A 21,904-nucleotide genomic window follows, 5' to 3' on the forward strand; every position below is an offset into this window, starting at 1 on the left:
TATAGTTGTCTTCCTATCACACTTTCTCTATAATAAAGGAAATAAACCCTGCTGGAGGTAAGTGATGGCAAAGGAAAATTCATTTGATATTGTTTCGAAAGTAGACTTTTCAGAGGTAACGAATGCAGTTACCATGGCTATGAAGGAAATACAGACTCGCTATGATTTTAAAGGGAGCATAAGCAGCATCTCAATTGAAAAAGAAGACCTGGTTCTAGTATCCGACGATGAATATAAGCTCGATCAGCTGAAGGATGTTCTCATCAGTAAGCTCATTAAACGTGACGTACCCGTCAAGAACCTGGATTATGGCAAATTAGAAGGAGCTTCTGGCGGAACCGTTCGCCAACGGGCTAAGTTAATTCAAGGCATCGATAAGGAGCAAGCAAAAAAAATCAATACCATCATTAAAAATAGCGGTCTTAAAGTGAAAAGCCAAATCCAGGATGATCAAATCCGGGTTACCGGTAAGAACCGGGATGATTTACAAGGAATCATTTCCGCGATCCGGGGCGCTGATCTGTCCATTGATGTACAATTCCTAAATTACCGCTAAGTATTAAGGGCTCACCTGCTTTGGGTGGGTCTTTTTTTATTTGTTGCAACGGCCTCCATAAGAGTTCATCCCCCCTTTTTCTTCAAATGAATCGCCTTCATGGAACATGGAAAGACTAGTCATGTTCCCTTCAGTTAAAACATTAAACAAGACTTAATTTGGGTATTTTTTCCATGTTTTCTTTTTCCTAAAAGAAGGAATAGAAAAAGCGTAGATAATTAAATGGGAGGCGTTTATATCTTGACTACTCAAAACCAAAATCAGAACAAACAAGGATTTCCACCTCAACATCAGCAGCATCAACCTGGACTGGAAACAAAAATGGAACCGAACCCTGATTCAGTTAAAGCTGCCTACAAAGGAAGCGGCAAATTAAAAGGTAAAACGGCAATCATAACAGGAGGAGACAGCGGAATCGGTAAATCGGTTGCCATTTACTACGCTAAAGAAGGAGCTAATGTGACAGTTGCTTACTTGGATGAACACGAGGATGCCAAAACGACAAAAGAATTGATTGAAAAAGAAGGCCAGAAATGTTTACTCATTTCCGGTGATATCGGTGATGAAGCCTTCTGCCAGGAAGTCGTCAAAAAAACGGTTGATGAATTTGGCGGTTTGGACATTCTAGTCAACAACGCCGGAGAACAGCATGTGCAGACAAGTATCCTGGACATTTCAGCTGAACAATTGGAAAAAACGTTCCGCACGAATATTTTCTCGATGTTCCACTTAACTAAAGCTGCATTGAAGCACCTTAAAAAAGGAAGCAGCATCATTAATACAACCTCTATAACAGCCTATCAGGGCAACCCAAAACTAATCGATTACTCTTCAACAAAAGGTGCAATACTTTCATTTACAAGAGCCCTGTCGAACTCCATTTCAAAAGATGGCATCAGAGTGAACGGTGTGGCTCCAGGCCCGATCTGGACACCGCTGATTCCTGCCTCATTCGGCGAAGAGGATGTTGCCAAATTCGGACAGGATACTCCAATGGGCCGTGCAGGGCAACCAGAGGAATTGGCACCAGCCTATGTATATTTGGCAAGTGATGATTCATCCTATGTCAGCGGACAAGTCATCCATGTAAACGGCGGGACCGTTGTAAACGGATAAGCCTTACCTTTCCAAAAGCAGTGGATTTCACAAATCCGCTGCTTTTGCTCTTTCAAGCAGGATATTACCGGTTAGCGCGGAATATATGATTGGAAGGAGTGGAGTCATTTTTGAAAAAAATTGTAGATCCATGGTTTACCGTTCAGGAATTGGACCCAAATACGTTTGCAATCAGTGAATATGGTCATTGGGAGAAAGTTCATTCCTATTTATTACTTGGGGAGACCCGAGCTGCGTTAATAGACACAGGGTTAGGCATCGGTTCGATTAAGGGGATTACAGACCAGCTTACCGATCTTCCTATTACCGTCCTGACTACACACGTTCATGCGGATCATATTGGGGGTCACGGTGATTTTGATACCATTTATGTTCATGGTGATGATGCCAATTGGCTAATCAACGGCATTGATGGTTTGTCCTTGGAACAAATAAGAAAGAACATGGCCCGGGATATAACATTACCCATACCTGAATCATTCGATCCTTTTACATACAAGCCATACCAGGGGTACCCTGATAGGCTCTTATCTGATGGGGACACGATCGATCTCGGGAACCGTAGTTTAATCATTTATCACACGCCTGGGCATTCACCTGGCCACATCTCAATTTTGGATAATGAAACAGGTTATTTATTCACTGGCGACCTGCTCTATTCAGATACCCCCGTTTATGCATTTTATCCCTCTACGAGCCCTGAAGACCTTGTTAATTCGTTAGAAAAAATCGCAAAGATCAAGGCAGTCTCCAAAATCTATGGCGGACACAACCAACTCGGCCTCGAACCAAGGATTCTTGAGGAAGTTCTAGCAGCCATTAAATATCTTAAAGGGAATAAATTAGTCAGACACGGAACGGGTGTACATGCATTCAAAAGTTTTAGCGTACATTTCTAGCAAAAAAAGGCATTGCTTTTGCAATGCCCTTTTCTTTAATAAGTCATGGCCATTGCACCTTGCTTGATCGATCTGCAGGAGTGCCTTTCCACGAAATGATGTGGAATGATGGTCCCGGCAGGAGCATCCCCAGTCTGCAGCATGTGAATGATGCCTTTAGCGGCCTGATATCCCAAATCAAAAATATTAATATCTACGGAAGTCAGGGCCGGTAATGACAGTTCAGAGAAAAGAACGTTATTGAAGCTGACGATTGACATTTCTTCAGGAGTGCGCACGCCCATCTCGCGAAGTGAATGGACGATGCCAAGTGCCATGAGATCATCACTGACCACCAAAGCGGTAGGTGGTTCATCGATGGATAGTAACCTTTTTGCAGCGGCTTGTCCCCCTTCATGCAAAAAATCTTCATGCAGGGTATATTCCATCCTTCGATCAATTCCAGCCCTCTCCAATGCCCGTTCATATCCTGATAAGCGATCAAGGGTCATCACAAGGGATTCATCACCTCCGATGAATCCAACCCTTTCATGCCCTAGCTGTATAAGGTAATCCGTTGCCTGTTCGGCTGCCAAGACATTATCATTATCAACATATGTTATCTCCTCGATGTAATCATAGGGCTTCCCAATGATTACAAATGGAAAAGCCCTTTCTCTCAAATAGGTCAGAATGTGATCGTTCATCCTTGAATACATCAGGATTATTCCATCCACCATACCCCCCTGCACCATATTCACTACTCCTTCGTAGATTTCATCTTCGGTTTTTCCCGTGCTTAGCAACAAGGAATAGTGGTTTTCCTGGGCTCCCTCACTTAGACCCTGGAGGATCGTCGGAAAAAAGGGATTTTGATAATAATCATTTGACGAACTTGGCATTACCAAACCAATGATCCTGGTCGATTGATTGGCAAGACTACGTGCAATGAAGTTTGGATGGTATCCTAATTTAGTCATCGCCTTACGTACCCGTACCTTTGTTTTTTCACTTATCCGAGGATTGTTTGCAATCACTCGAGAAACTGTTGAAGGAGCAACATTCGCTAACTGTGCCACATCTTTTATTGTGATGGCCATGCATTTCCCCTCTCCCCTCTTAGCCTTTATTGACTTCATTTTTAAAAAAGGTGAATACCAATAAACACTTCTTTAATATTTGTTTTATATTTATACATTTTGTATGTATTCATAATACACTCAGTTCAATAGTTATATCCATACTTTTTTTAATGTTTGTTCAATTTTTCAGAAAATACTTACTTTTCCGTTTTTTTCATCTATGTTTTAAAATTCAAAAAGAAGCTGATGTATGATCAGCTTCTTCAAAAACGACAGGTGTATTGGAAAATAAGAAGTCAGACGACTAACTACATAGGTTTTAAGCTAATTTCCAATCAAGTCCATAGCAATCAATAACGATAAATCCTCGTTTCATATGGACGTAAATCAATAAGGGATACCTCAGGGCAATCATCATAATTAGCTAGTAAAAGTTCCATTTTCCCCCAATAGGAAAGGTCGATTTGATGGTGATTCATACTAAAGTTACATATTACCATGACTGAATTATCATTCATGTTTCTTGTATAAATATAAAGTTCAGGATGATCTTCCCATAACAATTCATATTCCCCATAAACGAGGACCTGATGTTTTTTTCGAAGTTCAATCATCCTTTTATAAAAATGATAAATGGATGACGGGTCATTTTTCTGCTGTTCTACATTAATGGCGCGATAATTTGGATTAACCCTCATCCAAGGTGTTCCATGGGTGAATCCGCCATTTTCAATATCGTTCCATTGCATCGGTGTTCGTGAATTATCACGGCCGCTATGCCATATAATGTTCATGATTTCATCATGAGGACGACCTTTCGAGGTCTCTATCCGGTAGAAGTTTTTCATACCGACATCATCATAATCATCAATCGAATCAAATTGGACATTCGTCATGCCAATTTCCTGACCTTGATAAATAAAAGGTGTCCCTTGCATAAAAAAGTATAGGGCCCCTATCATTTTTGCGCTTTCCAACCAAAATTGTTGATCATTTCCCCAGGTGGATACACTTCTCGGCTGGTCATGATTTTCAAAAAACAAAGCATTCCATCCTTTGTTTTTCAGCCCCTTTTGCCATTTGGTCATTGTGCGCTTTAACCCTTGAACATCAACATCGTGATTCTGTCCCCTATTCCAAAGCCCTAGATGTTCAAATTGAAAGATCATATTGAACTTCCCCTTCGATTCCCCGACCCATTCTTCCGCCTGCTCAATCCTGACGCCATTGGCCTCACCGACCGTCATGATATCATACTTAGAGAAAGTCTCTTCTTTCAACTCCTGAAGGTAATCCAGAATTCCGTCCTGATTGGTATGCATTTCAAACGCAGGTACATACTGATGCCAATAAGGATTGGGCATATCCGGAAGGCCTTCACGCTTATGAATATGCGTGATCGCATCAATCCGGAAGCCATCGATTCCCTTATCGAGCCACCAATTGACCATTTCATATAATGCCTTTCGCACATCAGTATTTTTCCAGTTTAAGTCTGGCTGCTTTTCGGCAAATAAATGTAAATAGTATTGATTGGTCCTTTCATCGAATTTCCAGGCACTTCCGGAAAAGATGCTTTCCCAATTATTAGGCTCACGGCCGTCCTGCCCATCCCTCCATATATACCAATCCCGTTTCGGATTATCGCGGGTAGAACGTGACTCGACGAACCAGGGGTGCTCATCACTTGTATGATTCAAAACAAGATCGAGTATCACCTTCATCCCACGTCCATGAACATCTTTCAATAATAGATCAATATCTTCAATTGAACCGAATTCATCGGAAACCGCTTGATAATCACTAATATCATAGCCATTATCCGCATTGGGAGATTTATAAAATGGACAAATCCAAATAACATCTATCCCCAAATCCTGCAGGTAGTCAAGCTTAGATATCAATCCTTTTATATCCCCGATTCCATCACCATTACTATCCATGAAACTGCGCGGGTATATTTGATAGCAAACCGCTTCTTTCCACCAGGTCTTATTCATGCTGTAACCTCCCGATCCTGTTTTCCACAAAGCCTTAGGGACAATGTTTGGCGGCTACCGACAATCGAGAGGCATATGATTATTTTGGTTGGTTTCGTTTAGAACGCTTAATAACCAAAGCAATGAATATACCAAAAATAAGAAGAACCAATCCTATAACTAACAGGTAAGGAATATTAATAATCGACTTAGGTGACAGCGTGTAGACTTCTGTCGTCTCCCTGTCGATTACGATAGAGTAGCTGTTGTCCTTACTGCGGACCAGATCCCCATTCAGCATACCTCTCAACTCTTTATTGCTTTCAAGCTCCTTATCAGTAAGGTTTATCGTTTGAGTTTCAGTCGTATTGTTCATGGCGACGACAATCGTTTCTTCACCATATACACGCTTGAATACCGAAGCCCCACCTTTTTCATATAAAAGCTCCATATTCCCTTTTTTCAATGCTGGGTAAATGTCTCTGAGGTCAGAAAGCTTTGTTATATATTCCACCAATTCCTGTTCTGTCTTAAAATTCATCAATTTATGATTATCCGGGGCAATATCGCCGTTCAAGGCAATTTCCGAACCATAAAATACGATTGGCACCCCTGGCATAGTATAAAGATACGACAGCGCCATTCTCCATCTGGAACCTGGATTTTCGTTATGGTCGGCTGCATCCTTTGTAAACCGGGGCATTCCCTCTGTATCCATGAACAATGCCTGATGGGCATTGCCCCCTAATTTATCTTCGCTTTTCGCAAACGCATCAAAAACAGGTTTCAATTCTTTATCGGGTGCAGCAAATGCTTTCCGTAGCTCTGAATTTTGCGGATAAGCCATAAAAGCATCGATACCCGTCTCCTTGTAGCTTGAAATCAATTCGGCATCACCTTGCACATCGCCGATTGTATAGAAATTTGATTTTTCAGATTTAACTGCATCCACAAATTCCTTCCAAAAATCCTTCGCTACGTATTGGACTTTATTTATACGGTATCCATCAATATCGGTTTCCGTTATCCACCATTTGGCAGCATCCAGTAAATATTTTCTTGTTTCCTCATTATCTTGATTCAAATCGGGAAGACCATCGACCCAGCCTGTTTCCAAAGCCGTTTGGCTACCGTCCTTGGAAATCTTTTTTTCTTCATGGAACCAATCTTGTTTTTTTTGATCGGTCAGCCAAGTGGAGTCAGGACCCACATTATTTGCTTGAAAATCAATGATCACCTTCATATCACGTTTATGTGCCTCATTCACGAGTTTTTTAAACTCTTTCATTGTCCCATAGTGTTTATCCGTTTTATAAAAATCGGCCACCCAATCGCCATGATAGCCTTTTGCATCGTTAGCGAAAATCGGTGAAAGAATGATAGCGGTATAACCCATATCTTTTAAATAATTAAGTTTCTTCGTGACACCTTCGAAATCCCCACCATTAAACGCGGAAGGGTCATTCACGTTCGCATCTCCATTATTTTGAGTATTCCCATCGAAAAATCTGTCGACCAATAATGAATATACGATTTCATCCTTCCAAGTTCGTTGTTCTTTTTCAGCTGCTCCTACTGGAATGGCGTAAAAAAGAAGCAACGGAATTAAAGCGAGTGATAACACTCTTTTTCTCATATCCGCTCTCCTCCTAGCTATCTCTTTACGCCTTTAAGATTAGCCTTTTGACCCCTTAACGTCAAATCCAATTTATAAAAAACTTTACACTAAAGGGACAAATTGGGGATACTGGATATGGTTTCTGAATTAAAAAAGGCAGAACATGATTAACGTTCTTTATTTATCGTCTTGACCGCTTTATCCAAAGTCCTTTTTGGTTTTGCTTTTTGAGTGGTCATTTCATCCATGGCTGAATTCATCGGTCCCCATACCTTATTCATTTCCGGAATATTCGGTACTGGTTCAGCGTATTGTAATTGTATGCTTAAGGCTTGTGCCCTTTCATTTTCATTGATTGCGGCATTGTGTTTGATTGATTTATTCGGAGGGATTTCCCCTGTTAAATCATAACGCTGCATTGCATTATCATCATTAGTCAAATATTCAACTAACTTCGTAGACCAATAAGGATGTTTTGTGAATGCTGTTACATGCCAGCCTTTGATTTCCATGAACGTTTTCATTGGCTTGCCATTGGGCAATTCAGGCATGGGGGCAATTCCTGTATCCTTCCGCTCGGTAAATGAGTTCCCGTCACTCATGATAGAAGCCAAATTCCCTTGCATGAACAACTTTTCGATCGCTGCCTTGTCGCCTTTGGGAATCAAACCCGCCCTATACCATTTTTGGATGTATGCAGCCCCTTTTATGGCACCCTTATTATTCAAACCAATGTCGGAAGGGTCTAGTTTCCCATTCTTATCTTTAAATATATAACCTCCCATTCCAGCGATTACTCCATACGAATCATGGAAACCATTCCATTTGGCGTAGTAACCATGAACGTCACCCTTTCTTAATTCCTTCGCCATTTTATAAAGGCCATTCATCGTCTCAGGAGCCTTAGCCATCAATTTTTTATTATAAAAGAAAACGGATGTGTTTACGGATTTCGGCAATCCAAATACCTTATCTTGATACATTTCCCCCCTAATTGAAGGTTCAATGAAGGCATTCAATACCTCATCTTCCACCTTCACTTCCTGAATTAAGCCTTCCTTCACGATTTGCCCGACTCTTTCATGAGAAAAAGTTACGACATCCGGGGCCTTTCCGTTTCCGATTGGCCCATCACGACGAAGCCGTTCATACATCTCGGTAGCTATTTCAATCTCTTCATGCTCAACGTTGATTCCATATTCTTTTTCAAAAGCTTCAATCACCGGCTTTAGGGCCTCCGCTCTACCTTTTTCCTCCCAAATGATCAATTTTTCCGGCTTCGCTTCATTGCTGGCTTCGTCTTCCTTTTCCTTATTTTCTTCTTTCACTGCTTCATTTTCCAAATCTGAACTGGAACCACAAGCACTTACACTAACGATCAAAAACATGGACATGAACAAATGAAAAATCAGCTTCTTCACTTTGATTCTCCTTTTTAAAATGTTTATTCTATCATGTCCAAAAGCACCAAATAATACTGTTTTTTCAGTTCAGTACTTCAAATAAAGCCACTTAATGAAAGCGATGCCAAAGCTATTGTTATCATTATATGAACGGCTTTGGTTTTTACAACATTTTCCTTGGTGTATTTATTTCCTTGTAGTGATGAACACTTTTTGTTATTTTTTAGTTAATAAGTGCTTCTTTCAATTGAAATAGGGTATATAACCATATTGAAAAAGCACTTAACCTGGCTAGTGCAGCTTCATAGAGATCCCCCCCTCATAAACAGCTGGAAAGTTTTCTTTTTCACATCCTCAAATACTTATAGAATTGGAGTGGTTTTAAATGGAATTTTCATCCATACACCATAGACCTAATGACAATTACGGCTATCCCATCAACACTGAAACCCTACATATCCGCCTACGTACGAAAAAACAAGATATCTCCTCAGTTGGATTGATTTTTGGTGATCCATACATATCAGATAATGGTCAATGGCAGTATGAAGAACTTCCCATGAGCTTGTCAGGCAGCGATAACCGTTATGATTATTGGCATATTTATGTGAAACCTCCTTACCGAAGAATACGATATGGGTTCAAGGTAACCTCAGAAGAAGAAAGTGCATTTTACACGGAAAAGGGCTTCTTTAAAGAAGCCCCCCGAGATCCAGGATGCTATTTCGCGATTCCCTATCTACATCAAAATGAAGTTTTCGGGGCACCGGAATGGGTCAAGGATACAATTTGGTACCAAATTTTCCCTGAACGTTTTGCGAACGGAAACCCCGATAACGATCCGGAAGGTGTGAAACCCTGGGGAAGTGAAGATCCGGCGGTGGATAATTTTTTTGGCGGGGACTTTGAAGGAATCATTGAACATTTGGATTACCTAGAGAATCTCGGCATCAACGGAATCTATTTCACGCCGATTTTCCATGCCCACTCCAATCATAAATACGATACGATTGATTATCGGAGTATCGATCCGCAATTCGGAACGAAGGAAACATTGAAAACGCTAATAGCCGAATGCCACAAACGGAATATCCGGGTCATGCTCGATGCCGTTTTTAACCATAGCGGCTACTATTTCCCCCCTTTTCAGGATTTACTCGAAAAGGGAGAGAAATCGAAATATAAGGATTGGTTCCACCCACACAGCTTCCCTCTTAAGGGAGGGGAAAGGCCCAATTATGAAACATTCGGTTTTTTTGAATCGATGCCAAAATTGAATACGGCAAATCCGGAGGTGAAAGAATATCTGCTCGAAGTCTCGGCTTATTGGATCAAGGAGTTCGATATAGACGCTTGGCGGCTCGATGTGGCAAATGAAGTCGACCAGCCATTCTGGCGTGAATTTCGAACAACGGTGAAAAAAATAAAGCCTGACCTTTATATTCTTGGGGAAATTTGGCATGACTCAATGCCATGGCTTCGCGGCGATCAGTTCGATGCCGTCATGAATTACCCTTTCACCAACCAAGTTTTTCGCCTGGTCGCCTCACAAACCATCAAAGCACGCGAGTTCACAGAAGAAATGACAGCCATCTATCACAGTTATCCGACCAATGTTTTTGACGTGACATTCAATCTTCTTGGAAGTCATGATACACCGCGGATTTACACGGATTGCGGGGAAGATCTAGCTCGAGCCAAGCTCATCCACGCAATCCTGCTGACATTCAAAGGCAGCCCTTGTATATACTATGGCGATGAAATCGGCTTAACAGGTGGCATGGATCCAGGGTGCCGAAAATGCATGGTCTGGGAAGAGGAAAAACAAAACACCGAGCTGCTCAATGAAATTAAGGCATTGATCCACTTGCGAAAAGAAGAACGATTACTTGCCAATGACGGGAAGTTCAAATTCCTTGATACAGCCGGAAACGAAAATATCGTGGCCTACCAAAAGTATAATGAAAAACGTTCTGTCGTGGTCCTCATCAATCCGACGGATGTCCAGCAATCCTTTACCCTCCCTTTTGATTTGGAAGGACGTACACTAACGGATTTAAGAACAAAGGAAACCACACAAGTTGGCAAATTTGAATTGAGCGGTTATCAATATAAAATTCTCGCAATCAATCATTGAGGCATTGAAAAAAACGGGGCAATGAAAATCGCCCCGTTTTTTTCATTCGATTATCTGGATATCATATTCTTTGAACCATACATGGGTTTGTGCCAAGTGTGCGAGCAGCTGTGGACCTGACATCAATTGCCCGAACCACGGCACTTTAAAAGCGGCACCCCTGGAATCTACTATATCGGTTAGCTTCTGCTTATCGAAAAACTCATGCAGCACCGAACTTTTATCCATCAGTAAGTCTTTCAACCACGCCTGCACACGGTCTGTATATATAGGGTTATGGGTTTTTGGATATGGACTTTTTTTACGATACAATACTTCATCCGGTAGCAGCCCCTCCAAAGCCTTCCTTAGAATACCCTTTTCACGGTTGCCTTCCATTTTCATTTCCCAAGGAATGTTCCATGCATATTCAACAAGGCGATGATCGGCAAATGGCACGCGCACCTCTAGACTTGCCCCCATACTCATCCGGTCCTTCCTGTCAAGGAGCGTCGTCATGAACCATAATAAATTCACATAGAAAAGCTCTCTTCGCTTTGCTGCTACACCGCTTTCTCCTTCCAATTTAGGCGTTTCGGCAAGGGTGGTCAAATAAGCTTCCTGCGCATATTCCTCAAGCTTCAATTTCTCGCGCCATCCCTTTTTCAATAAAGATACCCGCTCATCCGTAGATCTCATCCATGGAAAACCAGCACGATTCAAATCATCCTCACGATGAAACCAAGGATAACCGCCAAAAATTTCGTCCGCACATTCACCGGACAGGCCTACGACAAAATCTCGCTTGATTTCTTTACAAAACCAAAGTAAGGAAGAATCGACATCCGCCATGCCTGGGAGGTCCCTTACAAGGACTGCTTCCGTTAAATAATTTGTCAACTGCTCTTGAGTGATGATCGATGAATGGTGTACCGTGTTAAAACTATCCGACATCTTTTTAATCCAATACCCATCAGAGTTTGGCTGAAAATCATTTGCTTTAAAATAACGCTCATTATCCTCATAATCAATGGAATACGTATGAAGCGGCCCTTTCCCTTCTTTTTGATAGGCGTTTGCAGCAATGGCCGTTATCGCGCTTGAGTCAAGCCCTCCTGATAAGAAGGTACACAGCGGAACATCTGATACGAGTTGCCGCGTCACTGCATCTTCGACAAGAAAGCGAACCTTCTCGGCCGTCTCATCAAGAGTATCCCGGTGTTCTTCGCTTTTCACATTCCAGTATCTCCAAATCCGGAGGCCTTTCCTTGATAAGGTAAGCGCATGGGCAGGCCTTAATTCCTGGATATTATGAAATATGCCTGAACCTGGCTTTCGGGATGGACCAACACCAAAAACCTCAGACAGCCCTTCGCGGTCAATCTCCGTTTTAACATCCGGATGGGCCAGAATCGCCTTCAGCTCCGATCCGAAAATGAACCCGCCGTCCCTTTCCGCGTAAAAGAATGGTTTTACCCCCATGCGATCTCTTCCAACGAATAATTTCTGTTCCTTTTCATCCCAAATCGCAAACGCAAAAATCCCATTGAACAAGTCAATGCATTTTTCTTTCCATTCTATATAAGAAGTTAGCAAAACTTCTGTATCAGAATGACCGTTAAAGGAATATCCTTTTAATAATAGCTGTTTACGAATATCCTCGGTGTTATATAGCTCACCATTATAACAAAGCGTATATCTGCCGTTTTCGTGATTTTTCGTCATCGGCTGTTTTCCGCCTTCCGCATCGACAACCGTTAACCGTTTATGACCAAAGGCAACATGGGCTTCGCTCCAAACATTTTCTTCGTCTGGCCCCCGCTTTGCCAACGTTTTTGTCATGTTTTCCAGCGTTTTCGTTTTTGTCCGTAAATCTTTTTGAAAATGCACCCAGCCTGTTATCCCACACATTTTACACTTCATCCTTTCTATCCGGACTATCAAAAATATATTGGCTCCCTGTCTTAAAAAGATTTACAGTCCCTAAGTATCGCTCAGCATCATTCCGTAGGAACCCCCTGCCCACAACGCCCGGCGTCGTTAATGAATTGTTGAGCAAAGCATCCCGTGTTTAAACATAGCCTATGCAAAGACGGAAAGATGGTTATTTGTCCATAATATTTTAAAATATACAGTTATATTTTCATTGGATTTTGACTAAAAAGTAGGTGAGGATTCCACTATTGGAGGTATATGTATGAGTCAGCAACAACGAACTAAGTTAATGAACAGGCAAACAAGAGCTTTTACCGAAGGAACAGTGGAAAATATCAATCAACAATGGATTTTTTTCGATGATGAAACAGATGAGGCCTGCTCCATTGAAGACCACGTTGACAGCATCATCGAAGTTTACAGGGGTGGGCGCTGGCAGCAAGGAGTAATTGAAGAAGAGGGGAAAATCCTACTTCATCGGGAAATCACCTTCTTAAGGGAAAATGAGCCCATTCGGATACGCAAAAAACTGCTCTACTCTTTTGAACGTTTATTGGAAGAATTGAACGACGATTCTTTTTTCCAATTTGTAACGACATTGAATTCACTTGATTTTTCTATTTATGATTGTATATATAGCTATAACCAGCTCACCTTTTTAAGGGCAGTCCCAAACCAGTCCGGCGTGAATTTCTTCACCTTTGATAACGAGAGCCAAATTTGTCTCGTTCAGCACCACTTTTCTTACGGGAAAAAGGATCATGATCGTTTTGAATTCACCCTGAACACCGGAAAAAGGATCGTCATTGAGAAAGTGAATTCACAATAACGGGTAAAAGAAAACGGGTAAATGAGATTTCCTCATTTACCCGTTTATAATTCTGTATTAAAAAAAGTCCATTCCTTGTGGCAGCGAAAGTCCTAAATAAAGGACGAATACAAGCGCTACGATAAACAATGTCCACATGGCACTTGTGCTTTTTCCTTTTTTCGTACGGACCAGCACCATTTCCATCGCCGCAATCACGATGATTCCAACAATCATTTTTACTGCGTAAGCACCAAAATCAGTGATCAGCATGCCGCCAGTAAGGAAAATCAATAGATAGAACAACCGTGTTATCATATGTAGCATTTTCGCTTTCGGGTTTTCACCTTTAAGCATCGAATATGTGACAAAGAAAAGAATGATTCCGATAACCCAAGCTGTAATATGCATATGTGTCATTTTTTTGCCCCCTCGTTCAGTTTCCATTTCATCATATCATAGGCTTTTACAAAAAAACAAAACTAAGGACCCACCTGAATGGGTAAAACCAACAATTTAATGAACATCATTTACATTTCTTCTTAACTGGTCCCTACTTGCGCATAACCGGCTTTTTACCATATGTAAAAAAACGCCATATATATTCAACCGGTCCGTAATAAAACAGACCCATCCACAATAAGGAAAGCAGAATTTGCAGGCAAAACAGGGCTATTAGGAAAACAAATCCTGTCGTATAGGAGACTGATCCATATAAACCAAGCCCATATGAATAAAAAATGGCCGTACATACCATCGATTGGAACAAGTAATTGCTCATCGACATCCTTCCGATATACGAAAACGGTTGTAATAGGCGGGAAGCCCCTGCCCGCTCCGCCAAAAGCGCGATTGCCGTGATATAAAAAACCGTAAGTAACGGTCCTCCCAAATAATCCTGCACGAATATCGTACCAAAATGGTATACCGTCACATATGGCAGAAACTTAATTGACATCCCCAATAGCAAACTTACAATCGATATCGTTTTCAATTGTCGTTTATATTGGGTTGGATTTTGGAGAAAGCCTTGTTTTGCAACGCCTGCTCCCATTAAAAAAAACGGAAAAATCGATAAGAAAAGGATAATGGCATTAAAGGGGTTGTTCACCATATACCAATCCAGCGCCCTTTGACTCATTATTTCCGTAAATGTACCAGATTGATAAGCTTCCAAAGACTGTTTCATCATCTCCGAATCAGTCGTGATTGCCATCGAATCCCCTTCAAAAATGCTCATTATAAGAAATAGTGAACCCAATATGGCAAAAGGCAGGACATAACAAACCGAGCCTAGCAGAATTAAATTCCTGCCCCTCATCTTATAAAAAAACAAAAAGGCAAACCCAAATACAGCATAATTAATGAGGATGTCCCCATGCCAGATGAAAAAAGCATGAATGCATCCAAGTATCAGCAGGAAACTTAGCCTTTTCATATATAGCAAAGGAAATGAAGTACCCTTTTCTTCACTCCTTACAGCCAGTATGATCGCCCCGAAACCGAACAGAAAGGCAAATAACGGATAAAAGCTGGCCTGTGCGACAATATCACTGAATACATACAAAATCCTGTCCCATCCTCCAGCCCACCGCTCGGCACCATCTATGTACAAGAGCGGCGAGTGGAAAGAAGGCATATTCACTAAAAAAATCCCTAAAATGGCTAATCCACGTAAAATATCGATGCTTTCGATCCTTTTACTTTCCTGCAATGGTACCATCGTGCCCTTCATAGGTACACCCACTTTCATCCATACAGTTTTTCTATAACTCCATTGCACCATCTTTAACTTTTGTGACCGCTTTTTGCTTTTTTATCAGTATGACAAACAAGCTGCCCAATAAGCAAAAGATTCCTGCAAGGAAGAATGCCCATGTATAGGAGTTGAATATTTTGAAGATAAGCCCTCCACCATACGCCGCCACTGCTGCACCGACCTGATGGGCCGCGAATATCCACCCGTATACGATCCCGCTTTTCTCCATGCCAAAGACTTGCCTTGAAATGCTAATGGTCGGAGGAACGGTGGCAATCCAATCCAAGCCATAAAAAACGGAAAAGATGATCAATAGGCCAATTGAGCCTTCATTTAGCGCAAAAGGAAGTAATACGAGGGAAGCACCCCTTAGAGCGTAATACCAAAACAATAGCCAACGGTTATCAAAACGATCTGATAACCACCCGGATACAGTCGTACCAATCAAATCAAAGATTCCCATGAAAGATAGCATTGATGCTGCCGTCACAACCGGTAAACCAAAACTAATGCAGTAAGAAATGAAATGTGTGCCGATCAACCCGCTCGTCGAAAGTCCGCATATAAAAAAGCTTCCTGCCAATAACCAGAATTCCTTCACTCTCACTGCTTCAATCAACGACTGAAAGGCCATGGCGATGGGGTTCTTCTTTTGGACTGTAACAGCCTCCTGATTTTCCTCTTCTAATCCATATGGAAGAGTGCCCACTTCCTTCGGATTGTTTTTCATGAACAAAAGGATGATTGCCAGCATGATCAAGCTAAGGACCAAAATTAATCCAATCGCCCATCTCCACGAGTAATTCTCAATGATGATGGCTAAAACCGGAAGTAAAATGAGCTGACCTGTGGCCGTACTTGCCGTGAGTATCCCGACCGCCAGTCCCCGCCTCTTTTCGAACCAACGATTTGCCACATATGGGCTCAATACCGTTAAAAACACTCCAGAACCCAATCCAATGATAATTCCCCAGATAAGAATGAGCTGCCATTCATGCTCCATGAAAAAAGTGAGTAGAATCCCTGCCAATAAAGTGGACATGGCCAATACCATCATTTTCTTCAATCCAAGCACTTCAATTAGAGCGGCCATGAATGGACCCGATAATCCATAAAGAAACAAACTTATGGCGAAGGCTAAAGAAATGACGGACCGATCCCACCCGAACTCATTTTCAAATGGAACGATGAATACTCCCGATGATGACCTAACGATTCCGGCTACAATAATCGAGAAGAATGTTATGATTAAAATAACCCAGCTATAATGTATACGTTTCAATGCTCTCCCCCACAATCCAAGACTCCTACAATAAACATGATGAAAAAATGAAAATCAAAATAATTTGAAATATTTTATAATAGTAACACTTTCTCGTTAAACAGGAAGCTTTTTATCGAAACAAATTCCAATGCTCTTGAATGAACATCATTATCCAACAATGGCATGAGTTACTGCGGCTTATTTACGAATGGAAACATATCGGCCCCGCAATCTTCATTTATCAAGTCCGATATCTTCATAGCTTAATATGAAACCCATCGAACGGGCGAACAGAAAAAAACGCTGATCATTTCTGAACAGCGTTAGTGAGCTTCAATTGACGAATCTGCCTGTTTTACCCTTAGATTCCCAGTAATCATTACGGAGATGGATTTTTTGTATTTTTCCCGATGCCGTTTTCGGAAGCTCATCGACGAACGACACACTGGTAACTGATTTGAAGTGAGCTAGTTTTTCCCGTGTGAAGGTCCTTATATCATCCTCCGTTAATTCCACGCCCCTTTTTGGCACAATGAAGGCATGCGGCGTCTCTCCCCACTTTTCATGGGGAACGGCAATGACTGCCGCCTCAAGAATGTCCGGATGTTCGTAGAGCACCCCTTCCACTTCTATGGAAGAAATATTTTCTCCGCCACTGATGATGATATCCTTTTTGCGGTCAACGATATCCACATTGCCATTTTCATCGATGGTGGCCATATCCCCTGTATGCAGCCATCCATTTCTCAATGTCTGGCTTGTCGCTTCTTCATTTTTCCAATAACCTAACATCACTCCATGACTGCGGACAATGAGTTCCCCGATATCCACGCCATCATGGACCACTTCCTCACCATTTTCATGGATAACCTTTACCTCACTGCCTATGATGGGATATCCGGCTTTCGCCTTCATCCTGTATTTTTCTTTTTCCGAAAGATCATCGAATTCAGAACGAATCAGCGATATCAGACTAACAGGTGTCGATTCAGTCATTCCGTAAATTTGAATGAATTCCCAGCCTAACTCTTTTTCCACCCTTGTAACGAATGCAGGAGGCGGAGCGGAACCCGCAACAACGATTCGAATATCCTGCTCGAGATTCGGAACATTCCGTTCATAATACTGAAACAATGAATTCAGAACCGTTGGTGCCATATGCATGATGGAAACCTTATGCTTTTGTAATGCATCAAATATCGTTTCGGGGCTGGTTTTCCTCAAACAAACTTGAGTGGCACCATTTGCCGTATAATAAAATGGGGCACCCCACCCATTTACGTGGAACATCGGCAGTACATGCAAATATGTATCGCGGTCATTGACCCTGAAATGATGCATCGCACCCAGGGCATGTAAATAGTTGTTGCGGTGAGTCAGCATCACCCCTTTAGGATTCCCTGTGGTCCCGCTAGTATAAAGGAGACTCGAAACATCATTTTCATCCACGGTTTCCCGGTTAAAGCACTTGTCATCATAACGTTCCAGCCAATGGTTGTAATCGGTTTCATTTATTTCTTCACCTTTATAATGAACGATTATGTGCTCCACCGATTCAAGTTCATCCTTAACAGGGGAAATAAGATGGTACAATTCCTGATCTACGAAAAGGACCTTTGACTCGCTGTGGTTCAAAATGAATACATAATCTGCAGGTTTCAAGCGGATATTCAAGGGAACGATTACGGCCCCAAGCTGAAACACCCCATAAAAGCCTTCAAGCATTTCAATTGAGTTAGGTGCCAAATATGCCACCTTTTCACCCTTTTTGACTCCAAGATTCCTTAAACCATTTGAAAGCTTGTTTACACGGCCGTTCAATTCTGCGTAGGTTAATACCCTGTCATCCCCAATGATGGCTCTCTTATCGCCATATAGTAAGGCTGCTCGATCTAAGAACTGCGATAATACTAATGGTACATTCATTTCCTCACCTCTAGTTTTATTTGAAAATTCTGAATTAGCATTATATTACCATATCTGTTTATAACATTTCAATAATATCCGCCAGTGTTATATAACAATATATTGATAGGCAGATGAATCACATCAATCATCAGTCAACATACAATACATTGAAACTCCCTTCAGCGCTAGGCTCATGCCTAAGATTCAGGGAAAAACCAGAATAAAAAAAGGGTGATTTTCTTGCCGGCCATCGTAGGAGTCGTTCAAGTCATCAACGTCGGTAGCAGTGGAATTGTCCATATTGGTGACGTCTTTAAAATTAGTCCATTTTCCACCTCAAAAACGTTTGCAGGTGCTGGCTCGTTTAATACGGGTGAATCCATATCCCTCTATAATGCCTATAGCACCACGAATACAAATGATACAGATGGTGTTGATCAGCCACTGGTCTTAAATCTCTAATGTTTTAAGAAAGGAGTCAGCATGATCTTCAATATTCACCAGACCATACAAATCAATATGATAAAAATTGAAAGCATCGCCAATTCATCCGTTTTTCAAATAGGAAGTGCCGGGGTGATCAAACCATATTCCACATTGGCCAATACCGGTGGATTCACTGAGCCTGCTCCCGAAATTGAAGCAGATGTAATCCCATCGACCAGTTTCGTCCCATTTACACCCTCCTAGTTCATAGGCATTCACCTACCTCCAACTTTTTCATATACTGTCTTATATGAAATTAACTTATTGTGAAGGTGGGGTGTTGAATCGTGAATCAGGATCTCTATTCATATTCCATACAAATGCAGCGTTTCCTTGAAGCCCAGGATAAACGGATCATGAAACTTGAACACGAACTCAAACGCCTGACAGATGAAATTGCCGAGCTGAAAAATAAACCGCCAATCCATGTGGATAAAATTGAATATAAATTCGATCAGCTAAAGGTCGAATCTTTAGATGGAACATTGAATATTGGTTTAAATCCAACTGACCTTAACAACATTGATGAATTTGCCGTCAACAACCAACCCGTCCAACCAGCACCTAACCTATTTCCAGGCAGGGAAATCGTCGTCCAGGAGATTCAAAACGATATACTTTCAGACTTGGAAAATATGATCAACGATGCGGAAACCCAGCTGAAAATATCATTGGAACCCTCTTATCATGACTTCATTAAACAAGACGTCGAGCGCCAGCTTCATCAACGGATCAATATGTATTTCGATAATCTTTCTTACGCCGAACGTGCTCCGCAGCAAAGGGATAATATCAAGGAAAAGATCAGGGAAAAGGTGAAATCCGATATTCAAACTGCATTATTACAATTCATTACCCATTCACAAGCCGAGACAGGAGGAAATCCAAATGGAGTTTAATGTAACCAATCACCAGCTTTGTGTAGGAGATATTAAAATTACCGGTGTAGCAAGCTCTGCCTTATTTCTCATAGGGGATGTACAAACGGTCCAACTATCCTCAGCATTCGATACCCCGCCGGAATCCCTGATCATCGGGCCATTCGTACCTCTTTCTCCAGAAGGATAAATAACATGTTTTCAAGAATATCAAAAGTAAAATCCATAGTATCCGACACGGTATCATTCAGCTCAGCCCTGCAAATCGGGGATACTTCATATATTGACGGACATTCCCTGGCTTTAGCGATTCAAAAGAAAAGTGAAACTTTCCATTCCGTCGATATTCATTTCGAAGACTATGACATTTTTAAGAAACCACTTTATATCCCAAGATTGAATGAACCAGTCATAACAAGTTTTTCAAATCCGAATCCCTTCATACGGGTCGGCAATATCAATATTATCGGGATATCTTCCTCATCTGTCGTTGGTGTGGGGAACGTAGGCCATGCACGTATGGAATCAAGAGTGAAACATATTCGGGAGGTTCCTAAAAAACCCGAAGAGACGCCAATCGAGGATTCAACCAACAACACTTAAACTTTTAAAGGAGGGGTTCATATGCCCGCCATTATCGGCCCAGTTCAAGTATTTAATGTCGCTCAAGGAAACCTGTTATTCGGTGATTGCGCTGTCATTTCCCCTAAGTCTTCCTCCAAATCCGTTAGCGGATCCGGCTCAGGGAACACGGCTGCAATCGTTTTTACGGCCAATGGCCTGAACGGTAGCAATGTCCTTGATGTCAATGGGGTCGACCAGCCCATTACAGGGAATAATTAGTTATAGAAAAAGCCTCCCATTTCCAGGGAGGCTTTTAAATTCGGCCTATTTTTCTAACATGTTGAATACTTGCTCGACATCTTTGTCTCCCCTGCCTGATAAATTAACGATCAGTATATCATCTCTTGTTAACTCTTTTGCGAGCTTCATGGCGTGAGCTAGAGCATGTGAGCTTTCGAGAGCAGGAATGATTCCCTCTGTTTTGGATAATACCTGAAAAGCCTCAAGGGCTTCTTCCCCTTTTACCGTCACATACTCCGCTCGTCCGCTTTCTTTCAAAAAACTATGCTCGGGCCCCACGCTCGGGTAATCCAAACCGGCAGCTATGGAGAATGTCGGTTTTGGCTCTCCTTGTTCGTCCACTAACGTCAAACTTTTGAATCCGTGCAATACTGCCGGGACACCTTGCGAAATACTTGGGGCTTCAATTGGCTCTACACCAATTAAACGGACATTGTCTTCATCAATATAATGAGCAAAAGCACCGATCGCATTACTTCCCCCTCCTGCACAAGCAATGATGGCAGTTGGCAGTTTTCCTTCCTTTTCAAGGATTTGGCGTTTTGATTCTACACTTATGATTGATTGAAAATGTTTAACGATCGTTGGATACGGGTGTGGTCCCACTGCTGAACCAAGCAAGTAAAAAGTATTTTCATAGTTTTGCACCAAATCATTCAATGCCTCATCAACGGCATCCTTCAATCGACCCTGTCCCTTTTCGACCGCTACGACTTTTGCCCCCAACAATTCCATCCGAAAGACATTCAATGCCTGCCTCTCCGTATCCAGCTTACCCATATAAATCACACATTCCATGCCAAACATCGCACATGCAGTCGCAGTCGCCACACCATGCTGCCCAGCGCCAGTTTCTGCGATGACTCGTTTAGAACCCATCCGTTTAGCGAGCAGGATTTGGCCGATCGCATTATTAATTTTGTGAGCACCTGTATGGTTCAGATCTTCACGCTTCAAGTATATTTTTGCCCCGCCAACCTTTTTCGTTAAATTCTTTGCAAGTGTTAACGGGTTTTCGCGTCCTACATATTCTTTCAGATAATATTTAAACTCCTCAATGAATTCGGGGTCATCCTTATATTTCAGGAATTCCGTTTCTAAAATATCCATTACTTCCTGAAGTTCACCCGGTACAAAGCTTCCGCCGAACTCACCAAAGTATCCCTTGCTCTTAATCTCACTCGTCATACTCTTCTCTACTCCTTTAAAAAGGTATTTTTCTCCACTAGTATATAGTAAGCATTTATACCTTTT

General features: G+C 41.7%; 21 protein-coding genes. 11 read left to right on the forward strand and 10 right to left on the reverse strand.

The window, feature by feature from the left end; translation table 11 throughout:
* The first annotated feature begins 64 nt into the window (after positions 1-64).
* The 3 genes from ACWF5P_RS06580 to ACWF5P_RS06590 all read left to right on the forward strand — a co-directional run bounded on the left by ACWF5P_RS06580 (position 65) and on the right by ACWF5P_RS06590 (position 2,571).
* Positions 65-556 carry a YajQ family cyclic di-GMP-binding protein gene (locus ACWF5P_RS06580; RefSeq protein WP_101224139.1) on the forward strand — a complete coding sequence of 164 codons (492 nt, stop codon included), beginning with the start codon at positions 65-67 and terminating at the stop codon, positions 554-556.
* A gap of 240 nt (positions 557-796) precedes the next feature.
* Positions 797-1,672: an SDR family oxidoreductase gene (locus tag ACWF5P_RS06585; protein ID WP_402941320.1), complete on the forward strand. Its 876-nt coding sequence runs from the start codon at positions 797-799 to the stop codon at positions 1,670-1,672.
* 119 nt (positions 1,673-1,791) lie between these two features.
* The gene (locus ACWF5P_RS06590) at positions 1,792-2,571 is read left to right on the forward strand and encodes an MBL fold metallo-hydrolase (RefSeq protein ID WP_402942907.1); all 780 of its coding nucleotides are present in this window, start codon (positions 1,792-1,794) and stop codon (positions 2,569-2,571) included.
* A 35-nt stretch (positions 2,572-2,606) separates the two neighbouring features.
* Here the strand turns inward: ACWF5P_RS06590 and ACWF5P_RS06595 are convergent, their stop codons facing one another.
* The 4 genes from ACWF5P_RS06595 to ACWF5P_RS06610 form a co-directional block, all read right to left on the reverse strand.
* Positions 2,607-3,650: a LacI family DNA-binding transcriptional regulator gene (locus ACWF5P_RS06595; RefSeq protein WP_101224141.1), complete on the reverse strand. Its 1,044-nt coding sequence runs from the start codon at positions 3,648-3,650 to the stop codon at positions 2,607-2,609.
* Between the two features lie 332 nt (positions 3,651-3,982).
* Positions 3,983-5,632 carry an alpha,alpha-phosphotrehalase gene (locus ACWF5P_RS06600; protein ID WP_434168857.1) on the reverse strand — a complete coding sequence of 550 codons (1,650 nt, stop codon included), beginning with the start codon at positions 5,630-5,632 and terminating at the stop codon, positions 3,983-3,985.
* A 79-nt stretch (positions 5,633-5,711) separates the two neighbouring features.
* Entirely contained in the window at positions 5,712-7,247 is a 1,536-nt protein-coding gene (locus ACWF5P_RS06605) for an alpha-amylase family glycosyl hydrolase (protein ID WP_434168856.1), read from the reverse strand.
* A gap of 149 nt (positions 7,248-7,396) precedes the next feature.
* Positions 7,397-8,650 carry an extracellular solute-binding protein gene (locus ACWF5P_RS06610; RefSeq protein WP_452444729.1) on the reverse strand — a complete coding sequence of 418 codons (1,254 nt, stop codon included), beginning with the start codon at positions 8,648-8,650 and terminating at the stop codon, positions 7,397-7,399.
* Positions 8,651-9,017: 367 nt separating this feature from the next.
* Here ACWF5P_RS06610 and ACWF5P_RS06615 point away from each other — a divergent pair, with 367 nt between their 5' ends.
* On the forward strand, positions 9,018-10,769 hold the full coding sequence (locus ACWF5P_RS06615) for a glycoside hydrolase family 13 protein (RefSeq protein ID WP_452444730.1): 1,752 nt from the start codon (positions 9,018-9,020) through the stop codon (positions 10,767-10,769).
* Between the two features lie 42 nt (positions 10,770-10,811).
* Here ACWF5P_RS06615 and asnB read toward each other — a convergent pair whose 3' ends face one another.
* On the reverse strand, positions 10,812-12,659 hold the full coding sequence (gene asnB / locus ACWF5P_RS06620; RefSeq protein ID WP_427573823.1) for an asparagine synthase (glutamine-hydrolyzing): 1,848 nt from the start codon (positions 12,657-12,659) through the stop codon (positions 10,812-10,814).
* A 286-nt stretch (positions 12,660-12,945) separates the two neighbouring features.
* Between asnB and ACWF5P_RS06625 the strand changes: the two genes are divergently transcribed.
* On the forward strand, positions 12,946-13,512 hold the full coding sequence (locus ACWF5P_RS06625) for a DUF2777 domain-containing protein (protein WP_020018810.1): 567 nt from the start codon (positions 12,946-12,948) through the stop codon (positions 13,510-13,512).
* 57 nt (positions 13,513-13,569) lie between these two features.
* Here ACWF5P_RS06625 and ACWF5P_RS06630 read toward each other — a convergent pair whose 3' ends face one another.
* From ACWF5P_RS06630 to ACWF5P_RS06645, 4 genes are all read right to left on the reverse strand, one after another.
* Positions 13,570-13,911, reverse strand: coding sequence for a YisL family protein (locus ACWF5P_RS06630; protein ID WP_101224146.1), 342 nt, complete (start codon positions 13,909-13,911; stop codon positions 13,570-13,572).
* Between the two features lie 133 nt (positions 13,912-14,044).
* Positions 14,045-15,226: a DUF418 domain-containing protein gene (locus ACWF5P_RS06635; protein ID WP_434168853.1), complete on the reverse strand. Its 1,182-nt coding sequence runs from the start codon at positions 15,224-15,226 to the stop codon at positions 14,045-14,047.
* Between the two features lie 31 nt (positions 15,227-15,257).
* On the reverse strand, positions 15,258-16,532 hold the full coding sequence (locus ACWF5P_RS06640) for an MFS transporter (protein ID WP_101224438.1): 1,275 nt from the start codon (positions 16,530-16,532) through the stop codon (positions 15,258-15,260).
* A 315-nt stretch (positions 16,533-16,847) separates the two neighbouring features.
* The gene (locus tag ACWF5P_RS06645; protein ID WP_452444731.1) at positions 16,848-18,440 is read right to left on the reverse strand and encodes a long-chain-fatty-acid--CoA ligase; all 1,593 of its coding nucleotides are present in this window, start codon (positions 18,438-18,440) and stop codon (positions 16,848-16,850) included.
* 222 nt (positions 18,441-18,662) lie between these two features.
* Here ACWF5P_RS06645 and ACWF5P_RS06650 point away from each other — a divergent pair, with 222 nt between their 5' ends.
* From ACWF5P_RS06650 to ACWF5P_RS06675, 6 genes are all read left to right on the forward strand, one after another.
* On the forward strand, positions 18,663-18,884 hold the full coding sequence (locus ACWF5P_RS06650; RefSeq protein WP_241590647.1) for a spore germination protein: 222 nt from the start codon (positions 18,663-18,665) through the stop codon (positions 18,882-18,884).
* Between the two features lie 21 nt (positions 18,885-18,905).
* Positions 18,906-19,112, forward strand: a complete 207-nt coding sequence (locus tag ACWF5P_RS06655) for a spore germination protein GerPB (protein ID WP_101224149.1) — start codon at positions 18,906-18,908, stop codon at positions 19,110-19,112.
* A gap of 83 nt (positions 19,113-19,195) precedes the next feature.
* Positions 19,196-19,807 carry a spore germination protein GerPC gene (gerPC, locus tag ACWF5P_RS06660; RefSeq protein WP_434168851.1) on the forward strand — a complete coding sequence of 204 codons (612 nt, stop codon included), beginning with the start codon at positions 19,196-19,198 and terminating at the stop codon, positions 19,805-19,807.
* Positions 19,797-19,976, forward strand: coding sequence for a hypothetical protein (locus ACWF5P_RS06665; RefSeq protein WP_034314611.1), 180 nt, complete (start codon positions 19,797-19,799; stop codon positions 19,974-19,976). The genes gerPC and ACWF5P_RS06665 overlap by 11 nt, the downstream gene beginning before the upstream one ends.
* 5 nt (positions 19,977-19,981) lie before the next feature.
* Complete coding sequence (locus ACWF5P_RS06670) at positions 19,982-20,389, forward strand: spore germination protein GerPE (RefSeq protein ID WP_434168850.1); 408 nt, start codon at positions 19,982-19,984, stop codon at positions 20,387-20,389.
* A gap of 21 nt (positions 20,390-20,410) precedes the next feature.
* A complete protein-coding gene (locus ACWF5P_RS06675; protein WP_095391926.1) occupies positions 20,411-20,629 on the forward strand; it encodes a spore germination protein in 219 nt (72 codons plus the stop codon).
* 45 nt (positions 20,630-20,674) lie between these two features.
* Here the strand turns inward: ACWF5P_RS06675 and trpB are convergent, their stop codons facing one another.
* Positions 20,675-21,838, reverse strand: coding sequence for a tryptophan synthase subunit beta (trpB, locus tag ACWF5P_RS06680; RefSeq protein ID WP_434168848.1), 1,164 nt, complete (start codon positions 21,836-21,838; stop codon positions 20,675-20,677).
* Between the last annotated feature and the right edge of the window lie 66 nt (positions 21,839-21,904).

It is taken from the genome of Peribacillus sp. NPDC055009, from assembly GCF_053608705.1.